The sequence below is a fragment of the Flavobacterium glaciei genome (genome assembly GCF_003350545.1).
GTDB classification, from domain to species: domain Bacteria; phylum Bacteroidota; class Bacteroidia; order Flavobacteriales; family Flavobacteriaceae; genus Flavobacterium; species Flavobacterium glaciei.
Genome location: NZ_QQBA01000006.1, coordinates 120431 through 145930, shown reverse-complemented (window position 1 = coordinate 145930; position 25500 = coordinate 120431). Strand labels below are relative to the sequence as shown.

Annotated in this window: 24 protein-coding genes, 1 tRNA gene and 1 pseudogene; 18 read left to right on the top strand and 8 right to left on the bottom strand. The window is 32.3% G+C overall.

Annotated features, from left to right (window positions below; genetic code table 11):
- Positions 1-23: 23 nt before the first annotated feature.
- A complete protein-coding gene (locus DFR66_RS07395) occupies positions 24-578 on the bottom strand; it encodes a hypothetical protein (protein WP_114754198.1) in 555 nt (184 codons plus the stop codon).
- Positions 579-671: 93 nt separating this feature from the next.
- Here DFR66_RS07395 and DFR66_RS07390 point away from each other — a divergent pair, with 93 nt between their 5' ends.
- The 5 genes and pseudogenes from DFR66_RS07390 (at position 672) to DFR66_RS07370 (ending at position 3248) form a co-directional block, all read left to right on the top strand.
- On the top strand, positions 672-917 hold the full coding sequence (locus DFR66_RS07390) for a hypothetical protein (RefSeq protein ID WP_035672083.1): 246 nt from the start codon (positions 672-674) through the stop codon (positions 915-917).
- 167 nt (positions 918-1084) lie between these two features.
- Positions 1085-1525, top strand: coding sequence for a KTSC domain-containing protein (locus DFR66_RS07385; protein WP_114754197.1), 441 nt, complete (start codon positions 1085-1087; stop codon positions 1523-1525).
- A gap of 301 nt (positions 1526-1826) precedes the next feature.
- Positions 1827-2588, top strand: a complete 762-nt coding sequence (locus DFR66_RS07380; RefSeq protein WP_114754196.1) for a DUF4369 domain-containing protein — start codon at positions 1827-1829, stop codon at positions 2586-2588.
- 18 nt (positions 2589-2606) lie between these two features.
- Positions 2607-2993 (top strand): annotated as a pseudogene (locus DFR66_RS14170) (TlpA family protein disulfide reductase); the annotation flags it as partial.
- Between the two features lie 174 nt (positions 2994-3167).
- Positions 3168-3248 (top strand) — tRNA-Tyr (locus tag DFR66_RS07370).
- Between the two features lie 239 nt (positions 3249-3487).
- Here the strand turns inward: DFR66_RS07370 and DFR66_RS07365 are convergent.
- On the bottom strand, positions 3488-4177 hold the full coding sequence (locus DFR66_RS07365; protein ID WP_114754195.1) for an SIMPL domain-containing protein: 690 nt from the start codon (positions 4175-4177) through the stop codon (positions 3488-3490).
- Between the two features lie 50 nt (positions 4178-4227).
- Positions 4228-4875 (bottom strand): rhomboid family intramembrane serine protease, encoded by a 648-nt coding sequence (locus tag DFR66_RS07360; protein WP_114754194.1) that lies wholly within the window; start codon positions 4873-4875, stop codon positions 4228-4230.
- Positions 4876-4990: 115 nt separating this feature from the next.
- Here DFR66_RS07360 and DFR66_RS07355 point away from each other — a divergent pair, with 115 nt between their 5' ends.
- Positions 4991-5860 carry a lysophospholipid acyltransferase family protein gene (locus tag DFR66_RS07355; protein WP_114754193.1) on the top strand — a complete coding sequence of 290 codons (870 nt, stop codon included), beginning with the start codon at positions 4991-4993 and terminating at the stop codon, positions 5858-5860.
- A gap of 94 nt (positions 5861-5954) precedes the next feature.
- Here the strand turns inward: DFR66_RS07355 and DFR66_RS07350 are convergent, their stop codons facing one another.
- Entirely contained in the window at positions 5955-7442 is a 1488-nt protein-coding gene (locus tag DFR66_RS07350; RefSeq protein ID WP_114754192.1) for an aminotransferase class V-fold PLP-dependent enzyme, read from the bottom strand.
- 172 nt (positions 7443-7614) lie between these two features.
- On the opposite strand from DFR66_RS07350, the gene DFR66_RS07345 reads away from it, so the two are divergent.
- Positions 7615-8034, top strand: a complete 420-nt coding sequence (locus DFR66_RS07345; protein WP_114754191.1) for a DM13 domain-containing protein — start codon at positions 7615-7617, stop codon at positions 8032-8034.
- A gap of 10 nt (positions 8035-8044) precedes the next feature.
- Positions 8045-8941 (top strand): hypothetical protein, encoded by an 897-nt coding sequence (locus DFR66_RS07340; protein WP_167400495.1) that lies wholly within the window; start codon positions 8045-8047, stop codon positions 8939-8941.
- 90 nt (positions 8942-9031) lie between these two features.
- Here the strand turns inward: DFR66_RS07340 and DFR66_RS07335 are convergent, their stop codons facing one another.
- The 3 genes from DFR66_RS07335 to DFR66_RS07325 all read right to left on the bottom strand — a co-directional run bounded on the left by DFR66_RS07335 (position 9032) and on the right by DFR66_RS07325 (position 11557).
- Positions 9032-9613 (bottom strand): porin family protein, encoded by a 582-nt coding sequence (locus DFR66_RS07335; protein ID WP_114754190.1) that lies wholly within the window; start codon positions 9611-9613, stop codon positions 9032-9034.
- A gap of 35 nt (positions 9614-9648) precedes the next feature.
- Positions 9649-10425 carry a zinc metalloprotease gene (locus DFR66_RS07330; RefSeq protein ID WP_114754189.1) on the bottom strand — a complete coding sequence of 259 codons (777 nt, stop codon included), beginning with the start codon at positions 10423-10425 and terminating at the stop codon, positions 9649-9651.
- An 88-nt stretch (positions 10426-10513) separates the two neighbouring features.
- Entirely contained in the window at positions 10514-11557 is a 1044-nt protein-coding gene (locus tag DFR66_RS07325; protein WP_114754188.1) for a hypothetical protein, read from the bottom strand.
- 262 nt (positions 11558-11819) lie between these two features.
- Between DFR66_RS07325 and DFR66_RS07320 the strand changes: the two genes are divergently transcribed.
- The 4 genes from DFR66_RS07320 to DFR66_RS07305 all read left to right on the top strand — a co-directional run bounded on the left by DFR66_RS07320 (position 11820) and on the right by DFR66_RS07305 (position 16629).
- Positions 11820-12335: an RNA polymerase sigma factor gene (locus tag DFR66_RS07320; protein WP_114754187.1), complete on the top strand. Its 516-nt coding sequence runs from the start codon at positions 11820-11822 to the stop codon at positions 12333-12335.
- Between the two features lie 60 nt (positions 12336-12395).
- The gene (locus tag DFR66_RS07315) at positions 12396-13310 is read left to right on the top strand and encodes a FecR family protein (RefSeq protein ID WP_114754186.1); all 915 of its coding nucleotides are present in this window, start codon (positions 12396-12398) and stop codon (positions 13308-13310) included.
- A complete protein-coding gene (locus DFR66_RS07310) occupies positions 13297-15831 on the top strand; it encodes a TonB-dependent receptor (protein ID WP_114754185.1) in 2535 nt (844 codons plus the stop codon). The genes DFR66_RS07315 and DFR66_RS07310 overlap by 14 nt, the downstream gene beginning before the upstream one ends.
- A gap of 231 nt (positions 15832-16062) precedes the next feature.
- Positions 16063-16629 (top strand): PepSY domain-containing protein, encoded by a 567-nt coding sequence (locus tag DFR66_RS07305; RefSeq protein ID WP_114754184.1) that lies wholly within the window; start codon positions 16063-16065, stop codon positions 16627-16629.
- A gap of 98 nt (positions 16630-16727) precedes the next feature.
- On the opposite strand, the gene glmM is transcribed toward DFR66_RS07305, so the two are convergent.
- Positions 16728-18116, bottom strand: a complete 1389-nt coding sequence (gene glmM / locus DFR66_RS07300) for a phosphoglucosamine mutase (protein ID WP_114754183.1) — start codon at positions 18114-18116, stop codon at positions 16728-16730.
- Between the two features lie 119 nt (positions 18117-18235).
- Between glmM and DFR66_RS07295 the strand changes: the two genes are divergently transcribed.
- The 6 genes from DFR66_RS07295 to DFR66_RS07270 all read left to right on the top strand — a co-directional run bounded on the left by DFR66_RS07295 (position 18236) and on the right by DFR66_RS07270 (position 25442).
- Positions 18236-18817 (top strand): acyl carrier protein phosphodiesterase, encoded by a 582-nt coding sequence (locus DFR66_RS07295; protein ID WP_114754182.1) that lies wholly within the window; start codon positions 18236-18238, stop codon positions 18815-18817.
- Between the two features lie 145 nt (positions 18818-18962).
- The gene (locus DFR66_RS07290) at positions 18963-19376 is read left to right on the top strand and encodes a GxxExxY protein (RefSeq protein WP_114754181.1); all 414 of its coding nucleotides are present in this window, start codon (positions 18963-18965) and stop codon (positions 19374-19376) included.
- A gap of 140 nt (positions 19377-19516) precedes the next feature.
- Positions 19517-21202: a gamma-glutamyltransferase gene (ggt, locus tag DFR66_RS07285; RefSeq protein ID WP_114754180.1), complete on the top strand. Its 1686-nt coding sequence runs from the start codon at positions 19517-19519 to the stop codon at positions 21200-21202.
- 17 nt (positions 21203-21219) lie between these two features.
- Positions 21220-22905, top strand: a complete 1686-nt coding sequence (gene ggt / locus DFR66_RS07280; RefSeq protein ID WP_114754179.1) for a gamma-glutamyltransferase — start codon at positions 21220-21222, stop codon at positions 22903-22905.
- Positions 22906-22946: 41 nt separating this feature from the next.
- Entirely contained in the window at positions 22947-23615 is a 669-nt protein-coding gene (locus DFR66_RS07275) for a DNA alkylation repair protein (protein WP_114754178.1), read from the top strand.
- Between the two features lie 42 nt (positions 23616-23657).
- Entirely contained in the window at positions 23658-25442 is a 1785-nt protein-coding gene (locus DFR66_RS07270) for a chloride channel protein (RefSeq protein ID WP_114754177.1), read from the top strand.
- The last annotated feature ends 58 nt before the right edge of the window (positions 25443-25500 follow it).

Genomic DNA, 25500 nt, shown 5'->3' with positions numbered 1-25500 from the left:
AAATGATTTTGCCTAATTCATTGTTATGAGATATCATTCAATTCTCTTTTTATATCTTCTAATGGTTTATTGGTGAAAATTAATTCATCTATAATTTTTTTTCTTAAAAAATCTAAATCATCATAAACCATATACTTAGCCCAGGAAGTCAGATTAAATAAATTTCGAACTTGTTTAATTCTTTTTGTGGTTTCTGTACTGGTTCTTAGGATAGCTTTATTATCATAATTTGGGTTCATTTTATGTTGATAATTGACCGTTTTATTTTGGTAATTCGCCTCTAAATAATATAGTTCCTCTATGGCATTGTCTGTATAAAAGTTGACCCAAGGTGCAAAGCCTAATTTTGTTTTAGATTCAGTTTCTGGATCCAATGGTTCTAAGCGCCATTTACTATTAGCCAGTCGTCCCCAATGATTAGACAAACGAAACATTCCCTCTTTAGTATAAAAATATTTACTTCCAGATTTACTATCGTATTGCAATTCTAATCCTTCTGTACTATCCAAAGAAACCTCCTGGAAAACACAAAAAGTATTTTTGAAAGAATTAGGATTGGGGCGAAAATTTTTTTCCATTAAACAAAGGTAATCAGAAAGTCTAAATTATGATAAGACAAGTAATATTTTGATTAACTTTGCCAATTAGAATTAACAAAAATACAAGGGATTATGACCAAAGCTTCAGAAGAAAGAATGTTACAAAAAGGTGTTTACACCGGAATTATGGAAAAAGATGAAAACAACAACTTTTTTTGTGGTGAGTATCTTTTAGACTACAAAATGGCACAAAAGCACACTGTTGGCGATTGGATTACAATAAAATCAATTATTGAGAATCCTAGTGATATCAGTTATAATAAATATCCAAAAAAATCAAAAAACTTCGATAAAGCCAATAATAAACCTCAGCAATAATTTTTTTATTAGTTCTGGGCAAAAAAATAAATTCAAATTCTTTTTTTTGAATATTTTTTTATCACAAACTATAAATTTAAAAAAAAGTGTACCTTTGCAAAAAATTTGTCGATTTTGAAATCAAATTAGATTGATTTAATAGTAAAAGACAAGTAGTTACCATATTTATGAAAAAAATAGTTGAATACCGCAAATTGCTTAATGTAGATAAAACTGCTGAGCTAAAAGATTTGAAAACAATTTATCGTAATGCCATGAAAGAAGCGCATCCTGATAAATTTCAGGGCGATGAAGCCGGATTAAAAGCTGCTGAAGAAAATAGTAAAAAAATCATTGAAGCATATCATTTCTTAGTAAGTATTAATCCTGAAACGATTAAACAAAATTTACCAGAATATACTGAGACAATCTCAACTTCTACAATTACAGATTATAAATTTGTTGAAGGAAGATTGATAATCAACTTTTCAAATGGAAGTGTTTATGAATACATTAGTGTTCCTAAAGCAACTTATGTAAAAATGGTTAATGCTGACTCTCCTACAAGGTTTGCAAAAAGACATATCCTAAATTCTTATACTTGGAGAAAAACAATCAACCAAGACTAGATTTTACAAAATCACAAAAAACGACTAAGCATCCTTAACCAGGATGCTTTTTTTATCTCTAAATTTTACATCGTTTTTTTTTTACTCAACATAACAAGTAATTAAATAGCACAATGTGAATTTTAAATCAATATTTAGTTTTAAGAAAAGAATGATTTTATTACAAAATATTCTTAAATAAAACACGTAATACACTCTAATTAAGAATTAAAAATTATAACAAAAATTTAGGTTCCAAAATAATATGTATTTTATATTTTTTAAATACTTTTGCAACCTTAACTCAATTAACTAATTAATAATGAAAAAAATAATTGTATTACTTTCGGCAGCTGTAGTTTTAATTTCTTGTAGCAAAGTTGGCAAAGACGAATATCTAATTACTGGAACTGCAGAAGGAATTGAAAATGGTAAAACTATTATCTTAGAAACACAAGATGCAACCGGAATGATGTTACCAAAAGACACTGTAAAAGTTGAAAACGGTAAATTCGAAATGAAAGGAACTATAACTGAACCTGCTTTCTACACTATTCAATTAGAAGGAGCTCAAGCTAAAATACCTTTTATATTAGAAAATGCAGAAGTTACTATTGCAATTAACAAAGATAGTATTCAAAAATCTAAAGTTTCAGGAACTTATAATAATGATGAATACGTAGCATTTAATGAAGAAATTACTAAAGTTCAAAAGAAACTTATGGATTTCCAAAATAAAAATATGAAAGCTATGGAAACTGCTCAACAAACTAAAGATACTGTTGTAATCAACAAGTTGATGCAAGAATTTTCTATTATTCAAGAAGAAGTTGGTGTAGCGTCTAAAGCTAAATATGTAACTTATGCTGAAACACACCCTAAAGCATTCATTTCTGCTTTGATTATTCAAGGTATGTTAAATGACCCAACCGCAGATGTAGCTAAATCTGAAAAATTGTACAACAGTTTAGAAGAGTCATTGAAAAAAACTAAACCGGGTATTGCTATCAAAGCAAAACTGGCTGAACTAAAAATGCCTGCCGTAGGTGCTGCTCCAGTAGCTCCAGCTGCCGAGGCTAAATGAAGATCAGATTTTTCAGGTCCTAATCCACAGGGGAAAGTAATATCTCTAAAAGAAAATTTAGGAAAAGTTACAATTGTTGACTTTTGGGCTTCATGGTGTGGACCATGTAGACAAGAAAATCCAAATGTTGTTGCAATTTACAAAGAGTTACACAGCAAAGGTCTTAACATAATTGGAGTATCTTTAGATAAAGATGCTAAAGCTTGGAAAGATGCTATTGCAAAAGATAAGCTAACTTGGAATCATGTTTCAAATTTAAAATTTTGGGACGAACCAATAGCTGCTCAATATAAAGTACAATCAATACCGGCTACTTTTATTCTGGATGCGTCTGGAAATATAGTTGCAAAAGATTTAAGAGGTGATGCACTAAGAGCAAAAGTTATAGAACTTCTAGCGAAATAATAGTATTTACACCTATAAAATAAAAAATCTCCCTAGTGGAGATTTTTTATTTTATTCAATACCAATACATTAAAAATAATAGTGAAATTAAGTGTCAAATTAGTTTGTAGAAACCAAAACTGTTTCTATATTTGCAACCGCTTACAACAAATAAGTGTTGTACTCAAAGGCTTTGGGGAGATACTCAAGCGGCCAACGAGGGCAGACTGTAAATCTGCTGTGCAAACTTCGCAGGTTCGAATCCTGCTCTCCCCACTAAAACGTTTCAAGTAATTGAGACGTTTTTTTTTGCAAAAAATTTAGCAGGTTCTCCCGCCCCAAAGTGTCGGGATTCGGGACTGCTCTCCCCACTAAAACGTTTCAAGCAATTGAGACGTTTTTATTATTTTCAATAATCGATACTTTCCTCTTATTTTAGAAATAGTTGATTCAAAAAAAAATCCCATCTCCTTTTAATTTGAGATGGGATTTCCTAAACTATTATTTTAACTTCTTTATTCTAAAATAAAACTTACAGTAACATTAGCTGTAATATTGATTTCTCCAACCGCAAGCGTTTCTCTAGGAGCACTAGAATCAGCGCTTTCCATAGTTTTCATAGCGGCATACATTGGTTGTGGATAATACGTTTGTGAATTGTCAGATATAGTCATGGCACGCCCTACTTTTTGTCCTAAAACAGAAACATAATCCTCTGCTTTCAATTTTGCCTCTTTCATCGCTAATTTTCTAGCCTCCGATTGATATTGTGCTAATTTTGAAGATTGAAAAGTAACATTATCAATTCTATTAATTCCTTCATTTACCAAACCCTCCATCAATTCATCATATTTTGATAAATCTCTTAATAAAATTTCAATTGTCTGAGTGGCATTATAACTGTGTTTCTTTTTTTCATAATCGTATTGTGGATTCAGTGAAACACGTTGCGTTTTATAATCTGCCGGCGCTAAATTCATTTTTTTTATAAATTTTATAACCGCCTCTATCTTTTCGTCGTTTTGTTTTTTTACATCTTTAGCATTATTCCCTTTTGTTTCAACAGTTACTGCTAAAGTAGCTTGATCTGGTGTAACCTTTACTTTTCCTTCTCCGCTTACATTTATTTGAGCAACTTGTTTCACTTCTTGTCCGTAAGACATAGAAATAAATAAAACTGATAAAATCAATAGTGCTTTTTTCATTTTAATATATTTTAATTGTTTGTACTAATTCCTTTTCAAAAGTTGTGCCATTATAATTTCCCCAATTTTTCCATTACAAAAAGAATAACTATTGGAATTGCTAATAATATCACCATTAAAGTATGATCTACTAATAATGTAGGTTCTTTTAATAAAGTAATCAAATAACCTCCTACAGCGCCCCCAAAATGCGCAGTATGGCCTATGTTATCATTCTTAGCTTTCATGCCGTAAATAGAATACAACAAATAAAGGATACCAAAAATATAAGCAGGCATAGGTATAACAAAAAAGATTCCCAGCATCATATCTGGTTGTAATAATATGGCCGAGTATAAAACTCCAGTTACAGCACCGGAAGCTCCAACAGCCCTATATCCATAATCGTTTTTATGAAAAACCATCGTTAGCAAACTTCCAAAAATCAAACTTCCAAAATAGACTAGCAAAAACGAAAAATCACCTAAATCACCTAAATAACTTATGACAACCGGAGCAAAAAACCAAAGTGTCAACATATTAAAAATCAAATGCGTCATATCAGCATGCAAAAAACCAGAAGATAACATCCTGATTTGTTCTCCGGAACGAATACTTCCAACATGAAACTCATATTTTCTAAAAAAAGAAAGGTCATTAAAACCTTTGTAACTAATCAAAACATTTACTACAATTATTGCTATTAAAACAGTATTCATAAAATATATTTATTGTGAATTGTAAAGATAGTCATTCTCAAATACAGATACAGTAAGCAGTCAAATTTTATATCAGTCAACATTTTTGGTATATATTTGCAAGAAAAATAACGGCATGCAATTTCTTGTTTTTATCATAACCTTCCCTTTTTTATGGATTATTTCTATACTTCCATTTAGGATTTTCTACTGGTTTTCTGATTTCATCTATTTAGTTGTTTATTATATTGTAGGCTATCGCAAAAAAACCGTAAAGGAAAATTTAGCTCTGGCATTACCTCATCTTAGCGAGAAGGAACGTCTTATAATCGAAAAAAAATCGTACCAGCACTTGTGTGATATGTTTTTAGAAATGATTAAAACCATGACAATTTCTGCGGATGAAATGAACCGAAGGTTTGTAATTACCAATATTGAATTGGTAAAGGAATATGAAAAAAAAGGGAAAAGTGCTGTTTTATTAGCATCTCATTATGCGAGTTGGGAGTGGTTATTGACTACTAACGAGAAAACTATCTTTAAAGGAATAGGTGTATATAAAAAAATTGCTAATAAATACTTTGATAAACTTGTAAGAGACATCCGTTCAAAATACAATGCTGAATTAGTTGAAACTAATAAGGCTATTCCGTTGATGGCAGAAAACCAAAAAAACGGGATTCTAAGTATGTACGGACTTGCCAGTGATCAATCTCCAAAATTAAATAGAGCTTTTCATTGGGATAAATTCATGGGTGTTGAAGTACCCGTTCACACTGGTGCCGAAATGCTTGCCAAAAAATACGACTTGAACGTTCTTTTTGTAAAAGTAAAAAAAGTAAAAAGAGGTTTTTATGAAGCTACTTTTGTTCCCATTACAGATAATCCAACTTCAATTCCTGATTTTGAAATCACCGATACTTTTTTAAGAGAAGTCGAAAAACAAATTCTAGAAGCTCCTGAATATTATTTCTGGACGCATAAAAGATGGAAACACAAGCGATAGTGATCAGTGTTTAGTAGCAGTTAAAAAAAATCACTAATTCAAAAACAATCGTTTTCGAATTAGTGATTTTTTTAATTCTTTAAAAACTAAACTTTTATAAAGAAAACCAGTTTTTAACCAATTCATCCTCTAAAGGTTGGGCATTCTTGTTTATGAATTCATTAGTAGCTGAATTATAAGCATAATCCAAAGCCCAAGTTTTATGATTTTCAGCCAATGATTTTATTCCGTTACATACAAATTCGATTTCAGCATTTGTAGTAGTAGGATGAATCGACATTCTAATCCAGCCCGGTTTTCTGATTAAATCCCCAAGTGTAATTTCATCAATTAATTTATGCGAAGTTTCCTGGTCTACATGCAATAAAAAGTGTCCGTAGGTTCCCGCACAACTACATCCGCCACGAGTTTGAATTCCGAATTTATCATTCAGCAATTTTACACCCAAGTTAAAATGCAAGTCTTCAACAAAGAAAGAAATTACCCCTAACCTATCATGATGCTGTCCTGCTAAAATTTTAATATTGGATACAGTACCTAACTCTGAGAAAATATAATCTACAATTTCGTGCTCTCTATTTAAGATATTTTCAATACCCATTTGCTCTTTCAACTGGATAGCCAATGCTGTTTTTATAACCTGTAGAAAACCTGGCGTACCGCCATCTTCCCTATCTTCTATATTATCGATGTACTTGTGTTCGCCCCATGGATTTGTCCAACTTACTGTTCCACCACCAGGATTATCAGGTACTAAATTTTGATATAATTTTTTATTAAAGACTAAAACTCCGCAAGTTCCTGGTCCACCAAGGAATTTATGTGGTGAAAAGAAAATGGCATCTAGATAACTTTCAGCATCTTCAGGATGCATATCGATTTTTACATAAGGACCTGAACAAGCAAAATCTACGAAACAAAGTCCGTTATGATGATGCATTATTTTTGCCACTTCATGATATGGCGTTTTAATTCCTGTAACATTCGAACATGAGGTAATAGAAGCTATTTTAAATGGTCTTTCTTTGTATTTTTCCAGTAATAATTCCAAATTTTCAATACAGAATAATCCATCTTCAGTTGAAGGAATAACTTCAACATCAGCTATAGTTTCTAACCAAGAAGTTTGATTGGAATGGTGTTCCATGTGCGAAATAAAAACAATTGGTTTCTTTTCAGCTGGAATGGTGATGAAATTTTTTAAATTTTCGGGTACTTTTAAACCAAGAATTCTCTGAAATTTATTGACAACGCCAGTCATTCCTGTTCCGTCTGTAATCAAAACATCATCAACACTCGCATTCACATGATGTTTAATAATATGACGCGCCTGATGATACGCTTTAGTCATTGCAGTTCCCGAAACTGTGGTTTCAGTATGAGTATTGGCCACAAATGGACCAAATTGATTCATTAATTTTTCTTCAATAGGACGATACAAACGACCACTGGCAGTCCAATCCGTATAAATAATTTGTTTGTGTCCGTAAGGAGATTCAAATTCTTGATTTATTCCGATTATGTTATCGCGATACTGTTTAAAATATTGCTCTAATGATGTTGAAACTTCTTTGGTAATCATCGCTGTCTAATTTGATTTCAAAGATATTGATTTTTACTAAATAGTCATTTTCAATTTTTGTTAATACTGATATCAAATAAATCAATAAACATGACCCAAATGTAAAGTAGCTGACAAACTATAATTTTCATTCGTTTTATATTTGATTAACGAATTAAAAAACATTTTAGCTATGAAAAAAATTGTTTTTCTACTACCTCTTTCATTGCTTCTACTTTCTTGCGAAGTTGAAGGCGATTTGACCCGTGATGCTGAGTTAAGCACTCCAATTCCTGAAAATACACCTCCAATTGCTACGGGTAATTTCATGCCAACATCAGGAATTAAAGTTACCGGTTCGGCTAAAATTTATTTGAATGGAAATCAGAATGAAGTTCGATTAGAAGATTTCAGTGTTTCCAGTGGTCCTGATTTGAAAGTATACCTATCTAAAAACATCACCCCTACAGATTTTGTAAACCTAGGCAATTTAACATCTTCCACGGTATATGCAATTCCAACGCAGATTAATGTTTCTGCCTATAAATATGTACTAATTCACTGCCAACAATACAGTCATCTTTTTGCAGTAGCACAATTATCTCAAAATTAAAACATGATTTATGAAAAAACTAATGCTAATCATCGCCATTGGGATATTCTCTAACTCCTTTGCGCAAGGATGCAGCGATGCCGGAATTTGTTCTATTGGAAACGGTTTTCAAACTTCAGATAAAGAATTAAAAAACGGGATTGAAATAGGAAGTATTTTTGGTGCTGGCGAAGCTGATGTCACTTACATTTCACCTTACATCACCTATACCAGAACTATAAACGAACGATTGTCGCTAAGTTCTAAAATTACGTATTCTGTTGCAAGTGGCAGTTTTGGTGAACGAGGCGCTTTTGGTGATGCCTATTTGATAGGAAATTACAATTGGAAACCAAAAATGAATATGCAATGGAGTTCACTTGTGGGTTTTAAAATACCTTTTACGAGTTCAAATCTTAAAATAAATGAGTTTTCACTTCCTTTAGACTATCAATCTAGTTTGGGAACTTTTGATTTCATTGCAGGCCTTAATCTTAATTATAAACAATGGGATTTTAATACGGTCATTCAAATTCCTGTTTTCAATAATAATAAAAATTCGTATTTCAAGGAATTCTCTAATACAGATGATTTTCCTTCCACTAATTTATTCAAAAGAAAATCTGATGCTTTATTTCGAACAACATATACGTTTCAAACTTCTAATAAAAAGTTTACTTTTAAACCCAATGTATTATTGATTTACCATTTAGGAGAAGATAGTTTTGAGAATGCTTTTGGAAATAGAGAAACCATAAAAAACTCTGATGGATTGACCATTAACGGAAATATAATTGGTTCGTATGCCATTAATACTAAAAACAGCATCGAATTATCTTTAGCCACACCATTTGTAGTTCGAGAAGTTCGCCCTGACGGATTAACTCGGGAATTCACCGCAGGAATAATTTATAAAGTGTCTTTTTAAAAGATAAATCAGAAATTTCACTTTCGGAAACATATAAAAAAATGCCCAAGAAAATTTCTTGGGCATTCTGTTTTTGACACCTATTTACGATTATAAATCAAACCCTAATGAGAACTGCAATACTCTGTTTTGAGCTTTGCCATCATCATATAAATCGCCTAAACCTAAATGATAACGTACTCCCAGACTGACACCGGAATCCGTTTTAAATCCTCCTCCAAAATTCATACCCCAATCAAAATTATTAGGATCATACTCTTGTGACCCACTAAAAAGACCATCATATTCTTCTTTATGCGAAATTGCTAATCCAATTTGTGGACCCGCCTCAAAAAAGAAATTTTTAGAAGGATAAGCTTTAAGCATTAATGGTAAATTAATGTAATCTAACTTTTGCGTAAAAGTTCCACTACTATTTGTAATCTCGTATCCTTGTTGAGAATACATTAATTCAGGTTGAATAGAAAAACTTTCACTAATAAATGACTCACCATAAACTCCTATATGAAAACCATGTCGCTGCTCTGTTTCTCCATCTCCGTCAAAACTTACTGCGGCTAAATTATAACCTCCTTTAATTCCTCCATTCGATTTAGGAATTGTACTGTCTTGCGCATTAATTGTTCCTATAACACCCAAGAATAAAGCAATTGTAATCTGTTTTAATTTCATGTTTTTCTGTTTTTATGATTATTCAAATTATACTTTTATTTTCCTCCATTGGCACGTAAATCTGCAATACATTGAGCATCTAATTGTGGAGCTGTACCACCTGAAACCATACTGGAAATACCACCTCCAGTTTCTGAAGACCAATACATCAAACACTTTTTTTCAATACAATGTTTTGGATGTTCGGCATCTTCGTGATTGCTTTGTAAGGCTGTACCAAGATTTGTCAATCCTAATATATGTCCAAATTCATGTGTGATGACCGTTGTTTCTAATAAACTTCTACTCGGTTTAAAAGGACTGTCACTTAAACCATGAATAGTTTGTTCAAATATAACAAAAGAAGTATTTCTGTACGCCGTCCCAAGAATTACCGAAGTATCTGTGTCTTTAGAAGATTTTCCATCTGTAAAAAATGCCCAAACAGCTATTTCATCAGCATTGTTAAATTTTGTTCTATTCGCATCTTCTATATTTACAATCTCCTCATTAGTGTATGGCGAAATTCCTGGAGAAGGAATGGAACGTTTTATAACACTTATACCGTTTGGTTTGTTTGTTCTAGCTTTAAGAAAATTTACAAAATTATTGATAGTAGTACTGCTTGGTTCAAAACCAGCTACAAATACCACTTCAACAACCATGCTTTTGAACTTTTTATCAGATAACAAATCGTTTGAAGAACTTCCCGTTGGCTGTTTATTCGTTAATGGATTTATTGCTACTGGATTATCTATTGTATCATCTTCTTTTGAACATGATACTACAGAGAGCAATAAACCAATCGTTAGTAAATAAATTACTTTTTTCATTATTACTTTTATTATTAAGTTTATATAAATAAGAACAGCTGCACTATTTTAAGTAGCTGTTCTTATTAAACTACTAACTTAAATCTAGCTATATTTGTTTCAAAACTAATTTTACTGCTGCATTAGTAGAGCTTTGCAATGTTATTGTAGAAGCAGTAAAACTTGTTACTTTCCATCTATTATTTAATAATGTAAACGAAGCATCACCAGAAAAATTTAGTTTTAGAAAAACATCTAATTCCGAGCTTACAGCATAAGTCCCATTTACAGTAGTATTTACCAAATTTACAGCTTTTACAGATAAATTATTTGCGAAATCAATCGTGAAATCTTTATAATTATTTGCTGAATTTACTCCTGAACTAATAAATGAATCTACCTTGAACTTTCCATTAACTAAAATTGTTTCTAACTTTTTTCCATTTTGAACTGCTGCTGCCATCGCTGCTTCTGTTTTTAATGATGCATTTATAGCGGCTTGCAATTCAGCATCACTGGAAATAGTCATTTTTGTTCCGTCCGCAATTGTCAGTGAAATTGGGTAGTTTACCGAAAATAATTCCGTGCTACTTACTTTAGACATATACGCATATAATTGTTGTTTGGATGTTATTACAATACTTCCTGTTTGTTGCAAACTTAAATTGTAGGTTAAAATTGTAATTGGAAAACTGATATTGACTGATGAAATAGCATCTTGACTTGAAGCTTCTGCTGATTTACATGCATTAAGAATTGCATTATACTCCGTTTGATTAGCTACTGCTACATCTGTATAATTATTTAATCTTACTTTTAAAGGAAATTGTAAAACAACAGTATCTTGATCATCGTTAAACTTTCCTAAAATAGAAATAACCTGTTGGTAATCTAATTGACTTAAAATAGAAACTTGAACCCCGTTAACTTTAGCCGTAGCCGGTAATACAATAGAGGAACATGATGCTCCATCCAAGAAATCATCAAACGAACCATCGTACATAGCAGTACGTTTAAGGTTAGTAGTTGTAGTTGAATTAGCTGAATTCGTATTTGGATTTTCTCCTTGTACTTCATCAATTTCACTTTGGCATGATGTAAAACCTAAGATTGTCATCAATGCAATTCCTGTAACAATTTTTAATTTTTTCATAATTTTCAAATTTAATGTATTTTTTATATTTACAAGCGATGTTTTTTAACGCCTTTCTATTAGTAAGACAACTATACTTATTTTTACCCTATAGAAATTTTTAAAAAAAATATAAACCATTACAAATAAATTCATAAATATCAATAAATCAAATACTTAAGATTATAAATATTTTACACAAAAAAAGCAATTAACGTTATAACAATTGCTTTTTAAAAAAATATTTTACATTTACACCCTACAAAAAATGAATTTATACTCCATGAGCTACGAAAAAAGTACCCTTTGCGAAGAAAATCACTTTAGAGACTTTTACTTAAAGCACTTACAATCAGCAAATAATTTTGCATACTACAAATGTGGTGATGAAGAAGCTGCTTTAGATTTAGTGCAAGATGCGTTTACCAAAATTTGGGAGAATTGTTCTAAAATTGACTTTAGCAAGGTCAAGACCTATTTGTTTACCTGTATTAATAATTTATTCCTAAATAACATAAAGCATCAAAAAGTAGTATTGAGGTATGTAAAAGATGCCTCAAACTTAGACACTAATAATCAAAGTCCCGAATATTTATTTGAAGAAGAAGAATTTAAACAAAAACTCACCAAAGCGATTGCATCATTAAGCGAAGTACAACGGGAAGTTTTTTTATTAAATCGAATAGAGGGAAAAAAGTATCGGGAAATAGCTGAATTACTCGATATTTCTCAAAAAACAGTTGAAAAAAGAATGTCTGGGGCACTCCAAATTTTAAAAGCCCAAATAGAAAATATATAATAAATCATTAATCTGTAGGGTAATTTAAAAGTTAGTTGTCTTATACATATAGATATAGAAATGAAAAACGAAAAAGATATATTAAAATGGTTCAATAATCAGCTTTCAAGCCAAGAAATTGAAGATTTAAAACAATCCGAAGATTTGCAAATACTTGAAAAGATTAATTATTATGCAACACAATTGGATACTCCAAAAGTAGATGCATACGCTGCCTTGGAAGCTTTCAATGCACGAAACCATTCTAAAAAGAAAACAAAAGTAAGAACTTTAAACTTCAAAACATTTTATAGAGTAGCTGCGGTTCTTGCCATTATGTTAACCTCTGCCTATTTCTTGTTTTTTAATAACATTACTTCATTTGAAACACAATTAGCACAAACAAAATCACTTACTCTTCCAGATAGCTCTACAGTAATATTAAATTCTGCTTCAAAATTAAGTTTTAACGAGAAAAAATGGGCCGATAGCAGAACGTTAATTCTAGAAGGAGAAGCTTTTTTTAAAGTGCAGAAAGGGCAAACTTTTAGTGTAAATACAACCGCAGGAGTTGTAACCGTTTTAGGAACGCAATTTAACGTAAAAGAACGCAAAAACTATTTTGAAGTAAATTGCTACGAAGGTTTGGTAAGTGTAACTTATAATAATAAAACTATTAATTTACCTCCAGGAAAAACCTTCCGAGTTATAAATGGCACCATTGAAAACGTTGAAGATTTTAATGGCCAAAACCCTTCGTGGATTCAACAAGAATCGAGCTTTACTAAGATTCCATTAGATCAAGTTATTGCAGAGTTGGAACGTCAATACGATATAAAAATTAAAGTAGAAAGTGTCGATACTTCAAAACTTTTTACGGGAAGTTTTACCCACACTAATAAAGAAATAGCCCTTCAAGCGATTACAATTCCGCTAAAATTAAGTTACAAGATTCAAGGCAAAACTGTTTTATTTTACAACTATGGTGCTAAATAAATGGTTGATTTTTGCGTTACTTTTTAGTGGCAGTATTTGTCTTGGACAAAATTCAACAAAAAAAATACCTTTAAGTGAGGTAATTATTACTCTCGAAAAACAATTTAACATCAAGTTTTCGTATGCTGTTGAAGATGTAGCAAATATTTCAATTGAAAAACCAAAAGTTACCTTTACATTAAAGGAAACTATTGATTTTCTAAACTCGAAAACACTACTGAATTTTAAAGCTTTAGACGACCGATATGTTACCGTTTCTGTTTTAAACAAAGCAATATCGGTTTGTGGTATAGTTTTTTCTGATGATATGAAATCTCTTTTAGTTGGCGCATCCATTTTTGTAAACAATATCGGAAGAAGCACATTAACAGATAGAAATGGTACATTCAAATTGCAGAATATTCCAATAAATGCAACGCTGACCATTTCGTATATGGGTTTTGAATCCAAACTAATTTCGGCTTACGAATTATTTTCTGCACAAAACAATTGCAAGGAAATTGTTCTACCTACAAAAAATGAAGAGCTAAATCAGGTTTTGATAAATGTGTATTTAACGCCAGGATTACAAAAATACCTAGATGGAAGTACCGTTTTAAATACTAAAAAATTCGGAATTCTTCCAGGATTAATAGAACCTGATATTTTGCAATCCGTTCAAGTACTTCCTGGGGTAGAAAGCACTAATGAAAGCATCGCAAACATAAATGTGCGAGGCGGAACAAACGATCAGAATTTAGTACTTTGGGATAATATCAAAATGTACCATTCTGGACATTTTTTCGGATTAATATCTCCCTACAATCCTAATCTTACGAACAAAGTTATCGTTAGTAAAAACGGAACAAGTGCTGAATATAGTGATGGCGTATCCAGCACAATCAATATGCATACGAAAGATGTAGTCACCAATACCTTTTCTGGAGGAGCAGGAATTAACTCTATTAGCGCTGAAACCTATTTAGAAATTCCTATAACTAAAAAATTAGAACTACATATTTCAGGACGTCGTTCGATTACTGATTTGCTTAAATCACCTACATACACTAAATACTTTGAACGTAGTTTTCAGGATACTGAAATCAATGCAGATAGTGACCAGCATGATACATCATCTGATTTTTATTTTTATGATTATACGGCTAAGCTACTTTTTGATTTAAACGAAAAACATCAATTCAGAGCAAATATCATTGGTATCAATAACGCTTTAGATTATTCGGAACGTCGCATCAATACAACCCAAACCCAATCTAAAACCAGTAATTTATCCCAGAAAAATATTGGTTACGGCGGGAATTGGAAAGCACAATGGAATTCAAAACTAAGTTCAAACTTTATCACTTACTTCTCCAGATACAATATTGATGCTACTGATTACAGAGTAGAAACGGATCAGCGCTTGACAGAAGCCAATGAAGTGCTAGAAACTGGCGCTAAAATCAATACCAATTACAAAAAAAATGACCACTTAAATTTGTTGTTTGGGTATCAATTTAATGAAACAGGAATGTTGAATCAAACCACTGTTAGTGCTCCATTTTTCTCGAGTACCAAAAAAGATGTTTTGTTGAACCATGCCTTGTTTTCTGAAGTAGAATTTAATAACGATAAAACTTACCTAAGAGTTGGAATGCGTTTGAATTATTTTCAAAAATTCGAAAAACTTTTGGTCGAGCCAAGAATAAACATTCGACAAAAATTATCAAATCTATTCGCTATAAAATTAGAAGGGGAATTTAAAAATCAATCCACTACTCAAATCGTGGATTTTGAAGATGATTTTTTAGGTGTTGAAAAAAGACGTTGGGTTTTAGTAAATGATAAAGACATTCCAATTGCCACAAGCAAACAAGGTTCTTTTGGTATGGAATTCAATAAAAACAAACTAAATATCGAGGCCACAGCTTTTTATAAAATTGTTGATGGCATTACCGCTTCTAATCAGGGTTTCTATAACCGTTTTCAGTATGAGACCGCAAATGGAAGTTACACAGCTAAGGGTTTAGAATTTTTGGCCAATAAAACTGCGCGTCAATATAGCGTTTGGGTGAGTTACACGTTTAGTACAAATAATTATGAATTTGATACTTTTACCCCTTCAACATTTCCTAATAATGTTGATATAAGACATTCAGTATCGCTTGGTTTTAATTATGATATTACTAAAAATCTAAAAGTAGCAGTTGGTGGTGTATTGAGAAATGGTCAGCCTTTTACAAAACCAATTGATAATAATGAAACCGTTATAAACGGAAATAATACTCTGGTAAACTATGATTCTCCAAACAGTGAAAATCTTGATAATTTCATACGATTAGATGCTTCTTTGAATTATCATTTCAATCTATCGGAATCTATTAAGGCTTCGTTTACTGCAGGTGTAATTAATATTACTAATCAAGATAATATTATCAATAGGTATTATAAAGTCAATCCAAATGACTCGAAAGATGCCATTCAGGTAGATAACAAATCATTGGGCTTAACACCTAATATAAGTTTTAGAGTAAATTTTTAGTATTTGCTTTAACTTTAAAGCTTATTTATAATTTTATCCTTTGTCAAACTCAAAACAGGCAAGACTGGTTTTAGATTTATTCCAATAAATTTTTTGATAATTTTAGAGATTGCTTTGTATATTCGTACATTGTTACTTTTTACATATGTTATTGCCTTCGATTTAAACCAGTAACTACACTATTATAAAAGAGACTTTAGACCATCTTTAAATCAAAACACAAAAATTAAAATGACCGAAAATAATCAAAGGAAACAACAAGCAAAATTGCTCAGGATATTCAGAAAAATTCACCGAACAACTGGAGCTTTTTTGTTTATTTTTTTCTTTTTTGTTTCCGTCACAGGAATATTATTAGGTTGGAAAAAAAATAGTGGCGGGTTGCTGCAATCAAAATCATTTCAGGGAACCTCAGTACATTTAAAAGATTGGCTTCCTATAGATAGTTTACACAAAAATGCCTGCAAAATTTTATTAGACTCTATTTCAAAAGACGCTACGCTGGAACTGGAACGAATTGAGATTAAAAAAGATAAAGGAATGGTAAAATTTATCTTTGCCGAGAACTTTTGGGGAATTCAACTTGACGGAGCTACTGGGCAATTATTACATATTGAAAGAAGACGGTCTGACTTTATTGAAAAAGTACATGATGGATCAATTCTTGATGATTATTTCAAGACTGGCAACGGAATTATAAAACTGGTTTACACTACCGTCATGGGACTGGCACTTTTGATATTTACCATCACAGGATTCTGGCTCTGGTATGGACCAAAGAGGATGAAACGGAAATAACGAATATGAAATAATTTAAATTCAAATCCATTTCAAGATAAAAAAAGCCTGTTCAATTAATCGAACAGGCTTACTATATTTAATCTTTTTGACCACTTTTATAACCCAGCTACAGCTTTTATTTCATCAATGATTCGAAGTGCTAAAGTATCTGCTTTTTCTTGTGAAGAAGCTTCGGTATAAATACGAATAATTGGTTCCGTATTTGATTTTCTAAGATGTACCCAATTTTCAGCAAAATCAATTTTGACTCCATCAATAGTAGTAATATCTTCATTTTTATATTTCTCGGTCATAGCAATTAGAATCGCATCGACATCAATTTGTGGTGTCAATTCAATTTTGTTTTTGCTCATATAATACTCCGGATACGAAGCACGCAAGGCCGAAACTGTCATTTTTTTGTTGGCTAAATGTGTTAAAAACAAAGCAACTCCTACCAAACTATCACGACCGTAATGCAACTCAGGATATATAATCCCTCCGTTTCCTTCACCACCAATAACTGCATTGTTCTTCTTCATCAATTCCACTACGTTCACCTCACCTACTGCACTAGCTTCATAGCTTCCGTTGTGCAAGTTGGTTACATCACGCAAGGCGCGGGAAGATGACATATTCGATACCGTATTTCCAGGAGTTTTACTCAAAACATAATCAGCGCAAGCTACCAAAGTGTATTCTTCGCCAAACATTTCTCCGTCTTCACAAATGAAAGCCAAACGATCAACATCTGGATCAACAACGATTCCTAAATCGGCTTTTTCTTTAACAACTAATTCTGAAATATCAGTCAAATGCTCTTTCAACGGTTCTGGATTATGAGGGAAATGTCCGTTAGGTTCGCAATATAATTCGACCACTTCAACGCCCATTAATTCCAATAATCTTGGTATAATTATTCCCCCCGAAGAATTTACGCCATCCACAACGACTTTAAATTTAGCTGCTTTTACGGCATCAACATCTACCAAAGGTAAATTTAGTACCTCGTCAATATGAATATCCATGTAAGCATCGTTAATCATAATTTCGCCTAAATCATCCACATCCGAGAAATCGAAAGCTTCCGCTTCAGCAATTTCAAGAATTTTAAGTCCTTCTTCTCCGTTTAAGAATTCTCCTTTTTCATTCAATAATTTCAAGGCATTCCATTGTTTTGGGTTGTGAGAAGCCGTAAGGATTATTCCACCTTCAGCTTTTTCAAGAGGAACAGCAACCTCCACAGTTGGCGTCGTCGAAAGACCTAAATCAATCACGTCAATTCCTAAACCAATTAAAGTGTTTACCACTAAATTATGAATCATTGGTCCCGAAATACGGGCATCACGACCTACAACAACAGTGATTTTTTCTTTACCAATATATTTTTTCAACCAAGTTCCATACGCCGAAGCAAATTTAACTGCATCAACAGGAGTCAGATTATCACCAACTTTACCTCCGATAGTTCCACGTATTCCTGATATTGATTTTATTAAAGTCATTGATTATTATTTTAATTTTTGAATTATAAATTTTAAATAGCTCACAAATATAATAATTGACGGTTTATAAAAGTCATTTAGATTTCAAAATTCCTCATTTAAATTCCTAAATTAGGCGAATGAATTTTCTAGCACACATCTATCTTTCTGGTGAAAATGATTCAATCAAAATTGGCAATTTTATGGCTGATGGAATTCGGGGGAAGCATTTTGAATGTTATCCATTAGAAATTCAAAAAGGAATCATTCTGCATCGTGCCATTGACACTTTTACCGATGCACATCCCATTTTTAGGCAAAGCACTAAAAAACTGCATGAAAAATACCATCATTATGCAGGTGTAATAGTGGATGTATTTTACGATCATTTTTTAGCTAAAAATTGGAATAGGTATTCCGATGAAAAACTAGAAGAATTTGTCAATCGATTTTATCAATCCTTACACGATAACCATAGTATTCTTTCAGAAAGAACCAAGCAAATAATGCCTTATATGATCGAACAAAACTGGTTGGTGAGTTATCAAACAATCGAAGGAATCCATCGTATTTTGACTCAAATGGATCAACGAACTAAAAATGAATCTAAAATGCGGTTTGCTACTAATGAACTTTCTGAATTTTACTCAGAATTTGAAGAGGAATTCACGAGTTTCTTTCAAGAATTGAACGTTTTTGCAACACAAAAAAGAATTGGTTAATTTATTTACCACATAGAAACATAGGTTTGTTTTTAATTACAATAAAAGATTAGAAAATAATTTTTAAACATAGTAATATTTCAAAGACAATATTTTAATTAAAACAATAAAGTTTAAAGTACATTAAAATTCGAAATGGCTAAATATGACTACACAAAAATATCTAAATGAATTAAGCTTTCAAATTATTGGAGCAGCGATAGAAGTTCATAAAATCATGGGTAGGGGTTTATTAGAAAGTGTCTATCACCAATGCATGAAAGAGGAATTACGGGTGCGGAATATTAATTTTATATCAGAGCTTAAAATACCCGTCATTTACAAAGGTAAAATCATGGAATCTGATTTTAGATGTGATTTGTTAGTTGAAAACTTAATTGTTATTGAGTTCAAAGCAGTAACAGAAATGCATCCTGCTTTTGAAGCAAAACTTTTGAATCATATGAAATTATTAAAATCTCCTAAAGGTATATTGATAAATTTTAATTGTTATAATATTTTCAAAGAAGGACAAAAGACCTTTGTTAATGAATTTTATAAAACTTTACCAAAAGAATAATTAAATTCGTCTATGAAATCTATTACTATGCGAAGCTTCTTTAATAAGCAAACTAAAATTCTATGTCTCTATGTGGTTAAACCATTTGTAGCATTACTGATTAAAAACAACCAAAACAATACAACTAAATATATTGTACAATGAAAAAAATAATTTTCCTACTTGCCTTGGCCGTTTTAGGTTGTAAATCGAATGAAAAAACGGTAGAACCAACCGGATTAGTAACATCAAAAGCTATGGTAGTTTCTGCTCGTGAAGAAGCTTCACAGATTGGAGTGGAAATCATGAAAAAAGGTGGAAATGCTTTTGACGCGATGGTTGCCACAGAACTGGCATTAGCGGTTTCTCATCCACAAGCAGGAAATATTGGTGGTGGAGGTTTCATGGTTTTCAGAAAAGCCAATGGAGAAACTGGAGCTATAGATTATAGAGAAAAAGCACCTTTAGCAGCCACAAAAGATATGTTTCTGGACAAAAAAAAAAATGTAATTGAAGGGAAAAGTACTGCAACGGCTTTAGCATCGGGAATTCCGGGTACGATTGCAGGAATATTTGAAGTGCATAAAAAATATGGTTCTTTACCTATAAGTGAAATTCTAAAACCAGTAATTGCCTTGGCAGAAAGAGGCGTTGTTGTAACTAAATTTCAAGCCGAAAGCTTGGCTTATTACAGAGCTTCCTTTATAAAAAGCAATGGTAAGAATAGTTTGTTTTCTAAAGCATATAAAGAAAATGATACGATAAAATATACCGCATTAGCAGCAACATTAAAACGAATTGCTAAAAACGGTCGGGATGAATTTTACAAAGGAGAAACTGCTCAAAAGTTAGTTGCTTTTCTGGCTAAAAAAGGCGGAAATGCTACAATTGAAGATTTAAAAAGTTATGATGCCATGTGGCGAACTCCAATTACTTTTCAATATAAAAATTTAAAAATCACTTCGATGTCTCCTCCAAGTAGCGGTGGAATTTGTCTCAATCAAATCATGAAAATGATTGAGCCCTACAACCTTTCGCAAATGGGTCACAACAGCGTAAAAACGATTCAAGTAATTACAGAAGCAGAACGAAGAGCGTATGCTGACAGGAATTATTTCTTGGGTGATCCAGATTTTGTAAAACTTCCAATTAAAGAATTACTAAGTCCATCTTATTTAGAAAAAAGAATGCGTGATTTTTCATTCGATCAAGCTTCTAAGTCTTCGGATATTGCTCACGGAGAAATTAAAGGATATGAAAGCAATCAAACCACTCATTATTCTATTGTAGATGCTGAAGGTAATGCAGTTTCAGCAACAACTACTTTGAATGATAATTATGGTTCTAAGATATATTGCGATGAATTGGGTTTCTTTTTGAATAATCAGATGGATGATTTCAGTGCTAAACCAGGAGTTCCTAACTTATATGGACTGACTGGAAGTGAAGCTAACAGCATTGCTCCCGGAAAAAGAATGTTGAGTTCCATGACGCCAACGATTGTCGAAAAAGACAATAAATTATTTATGGTTGTAGGAACGCCGGGAGGTTCCACCATTATCACATCGGTGTTGCAAACGATTTTGAATGTGTATGAATTTGATATGAGTATGCAAGAAGCAGTAAATGCACCCCGTTTTCATCATCAATGGATGCCGGACGAAATTACTTTTGAACCTAATTCTTTCGATAAAGAACTATTAAATAATTTGAAGAAAAAAGGATATCTAATCAATGAAAAAAACAAAGAAATTATTGGTGAAGTTGATGCTGTTTTAGTTCTACCAAATGGAAAATTAGAAGGTGGTGCAGATAAGAGAGGTGATAATAAAGCCGTTGGTTTTTAAAATTTATTTAATTTAGGATGAAAAAAATTATTATTCTATTGAGTGTTTTGTCTATTGGTTGTAAAACCCAAAAAAATATGGTTCAGCCCACAGGATTAGTTGCAAATGAAACAATGGTAGTTTCGGCACGTGAAGAAGCTTCAAAAATTGGAGTTGAAATCATGAAAAAAGGAGGTAATGCTTTTGATGCTATGGTTGCTACTGAATTGGCTTTGGCCGTAGCTTATCCGTTTGCGGGAAATCTTGGAGGTGGCGGTTTTATGGTCTATCGAAAAGCAAACGGCGAAATTGGTTCTTTGGATTACCGAGAAAAAGCACCATTGGCGGCAACTAAAGATATGTTTCTGGACGAAAAAGGAAATGTTATTAAAGGAAAAAGTACAGAATCTCCACTTGCTATTGGAATTCCTGGAACAATTGCTGGCGTTTTTGCAGTTCATGAAAAATTGGGTTCATTACCTATTGAGGAAATACTAAAACCGGTAATTGCATTAGCCGAAAGAGGAGTTATTGTTACCAAAAAACAAGAAGATAGATTAGCTGCTTATCGTGACAAAATCATAAAAGTAAATGGTGATAAAACACTATTTGCTACTGCTTTTAAAGAAAATGATATCATCAAATATCCTGCCCTCGCGACCACATTGAAAAGAATTTCAAAGAATGGTAGAGATGAATTTTACAAAGGTGAAACTGCTAAAACATTAGTCAAATACCTTGAGCAAAAAGGAGCTATAATCACCTTAGAAGATTTGGCAAAATACGAAGCCAAATGGCGAACGCCACTTACTTTTGACTACAAAGATTTAAAGGTTATTTCTATGCCTCCTCCCAGCAGCGGCGGAATATGTCTAGCTGAAATATTCAAAATGATAGCGCCTTTTGATCTGGCTAAAATGGGCCATAATTCAACGGAAGCCATTCAAGTTATTGTAGAAGCTGAAAGAAGAGCGTATGCCGACAGAAGTTATTATCTGGGTGACCCTGATTTTGTAAAAATTCCTTTAAAAGCTTTAATGGCAGATGATTATTTGAAACAAAGAATGTCGAATTTCAGTTTTCAAAAAGCCACTTTATCATCAGATATAAAAGAAGGAAAAGTAACGTATAATGAAAGTACGGAGACAACCCATTATTCGATTGTGGATCAGTTTGGCAATGCAGTTTCGTCTACTACTACATTAAATGACGGTTATGGTTCTAAATATTATTGTGATGAACTAGGTTTTTTCCTCAACAACGAAATGGATGATTTCAGTGCCAAACCAGGTGAACCCAATATGTTTGGGTTAGTAGGAAATGAAGCCAACAGTATTGCGCCACAAAAAAGAATGCTGAGTTCGATGACACCAACAATTGTTGAGAAAAACGGGAAATTATTCATGGTTGTGGGTTCTCCGGGTGGTTCTACGATAATTACTTCGGTATTGCAAACGATATTAAATGTTTATGAGTATGATTTGAGTATGCAGGAAGCTGTTAATGCGCCACGATTTCACCATCAATGGCTGCCAGATTTAATCACTTTTGAACCGAATACTTTCGACACTAAAACCTTCGAAACCTTGAAATCAAAAGGATATTTAATCAACGAAAAGACGACACCTGTTATAGGAAAAGTAGATGCCATTTTAGTTTTACCAAATAAAAAACTCGAAGGTGGCGCTGATTTTAGAGGAGACGATAAAGCCGTTGGATTTTAGCCCTTCGACTGCGCTCAGGATGATTAAAAATTTAAATCTTTATGAACTTTATACTTGCCTTAGAAAACGCTTTTACAGCAAATAAAAATCCTGAAAATACTTTTGCCATGGCAAAATACATGAAGAATAATTTTCCGTTTTTTGGAATAAAAACCGAAGAACGAAGACGTATTTTCAAGGAAATTTGGAAAGAAAACAAAGAAGAGGTCTCAGCAAACGCAAGAGCAATAGCATTAGATTTATATTCGAAAAATGAAAGGGAATTTCATTATTGTGCGATTGAGATTTTAATAAAAGAACTTAAAGGGAATTATAAAAAAGAAGATATTCAGCTGATTGAAAAATTGATAACTACTAATTCTTGGTGGGATAGTGTCGACACCATAGCGAAGTATATCTTGGGTGAATATCTTTTAGAATTCCCTTTAGAAACAAAAAAAACTATAGAACGATTTTCAAAGTCAGATAATATGTGGTTGCACCGAAGCGCCATTTTATTTCAATTGGGTTACAAACAAAAAACAAATGTTGATTTTTTATTTTCCGAATGTTTAAATCATGCACATTCTAAAGCGTTTTTTATTCAAAAAGCAATTGGCTGGGCATTACGTGAGTACGCAAAATCGAATCCTGAGGCGGTCAAAGAATTTGTAAAAACAAATACTTTAAAACCATTAAGCACAAAAGAAGCGTTAAAAAATATGTGTTAGGATAAAATATATAGTAGTTTTGTAGCCCTTTTAAAAAGTATCATGTTCAAAAAATATATTTCAAAATTAGAAACGATAATTGCCCTTGCGCAATCCTTATTGACTCCTAAACAGTTTATATTTTTATCTGCCGTTTTAGTTGGAATTTCGGCGGCATTTGCTGTAATCGTACTAAAAACTTTTGCGCACTGGGTATTTTCTTTTGCTACGTACGTCAGCGGGATTTTGAAACTTGGATTTCTTAATAGTATTTTGCCCATAATTGGTATTTTATTGACCGTTTTAGTAGTCAAAAAAGTATTAGGTGGATCCATCCAAAAAGGAACTTCACAAATTTTATATGCTGTTGCCAAGAAAGCGAGTATTATTCCAAAAAAACAAATGTACGCCCAAATTGTAACGAGCTCATTAACTGTTGGTTTGGGTGGTTCTGCAGGTTTAGAAAGTCCGATTGTAATTACAGGAGCCGCTTTTGGTTCTAACTATGCACAAAAATATAAATTAAGCTATAAAGACCGTACTTTACTTATTGGTTGCGGAGTTGCAGCCGGAATCGCCGCAGCTTTTAATGCTCCAATTGCAGGAGTATTATTTGCTATCGAAGTATTATTGGTAGATGTGAGTATAGCAGCCTTTACTCCTATCATGATAGCCGCAGCCACAGGCGCTTTAGTATCCGTAATTGCATTAAACGAAGAAATTTTATTATCCTTCAAACAACAGGAGAGTTTTGATTATCATAATATTGCATTTTATATTCTTTTAGGTTTATTTACAGGGTTCATTTCCGTTTATTACTCCCGAAATTTCCAGAAAGTAGAACATTTTTTTGCACGTCTTAAACTATCACCTTACAAAAAAGCATTGTTTGGTTCTTCCATTTTAGCGATACTTATTTTTATTTTTCCAACACTTTTTGGAGAAGGATATGAAAGCATCAAAACATTATCTGACAATGATCCGGGAAAATTATTGGAAAACACATTGTTTAGTGGTTTTCGAGACAATAGTTGGGCTTTATTAGTATTTGTAGGATTGACCATGATGCTCAAAGTTTTTGCAACTGGAATTACTTTAGGCAGTGGTGGAAACGGAGGTAACTTTGCTCCTTCCTTATTCCTGGGATCTTATGTTGGTTTCTTTTTCTCTAAATTTATAAATCTGACTGGACTTACTAAATTACCTGTTAGTAATTTTACTTTGGTAGGAATGGCAGGAATTTTAAGTGGATTGTTTCACGCTCCTTTGACTGCGATATTCTTAATAGCTGAAATTACAGGAGGATACAACTTGATGATTCCTTTGATGATTGTGGCTTCTATTAGTTTTGCCATCTCAAAACGATTTGAAAAACATTCGATGGATGTAAAGAATTTAGCCAAAAAAGGGCATGCTTTTACCAGTAATAAAGACACCAATATCCTTTCGACTTTAGAGACCACCTCCATAATTCAAACTGACTATTTGACGGTTTCCCCTAATGAAAATTTAGAAAGACTGGTAGATTTAATATCACATTCCAATCAGGTGATTTTTGCTGTCGTAGATACTGAAAAAAACTTATTGGGTATTGTTCATTTTAATGATATTAGAGAAATAATATTCAATACCTACCGAGTAAAATACACTTTGGTTAGAGAGATAATGATCGAAGCAGTTGAAATCATTTCACCGGAAGACAGCATGGAAATAGTCATGAACAAGTTTGAAAAATCAAAAAAAGCCTTCTTACCCGTTCTCAAAGATGGAAAATACTATGGTTTTATTTCCAAGTCTGTTGCGCTTGAAGCCTATAGAACAAAACTAAAATCAATGACTATTGAATAATTTTTGATTTTCTTTTAACACAATCTCCTAAACTGTTGCATCAAAAGAATAAATCAAA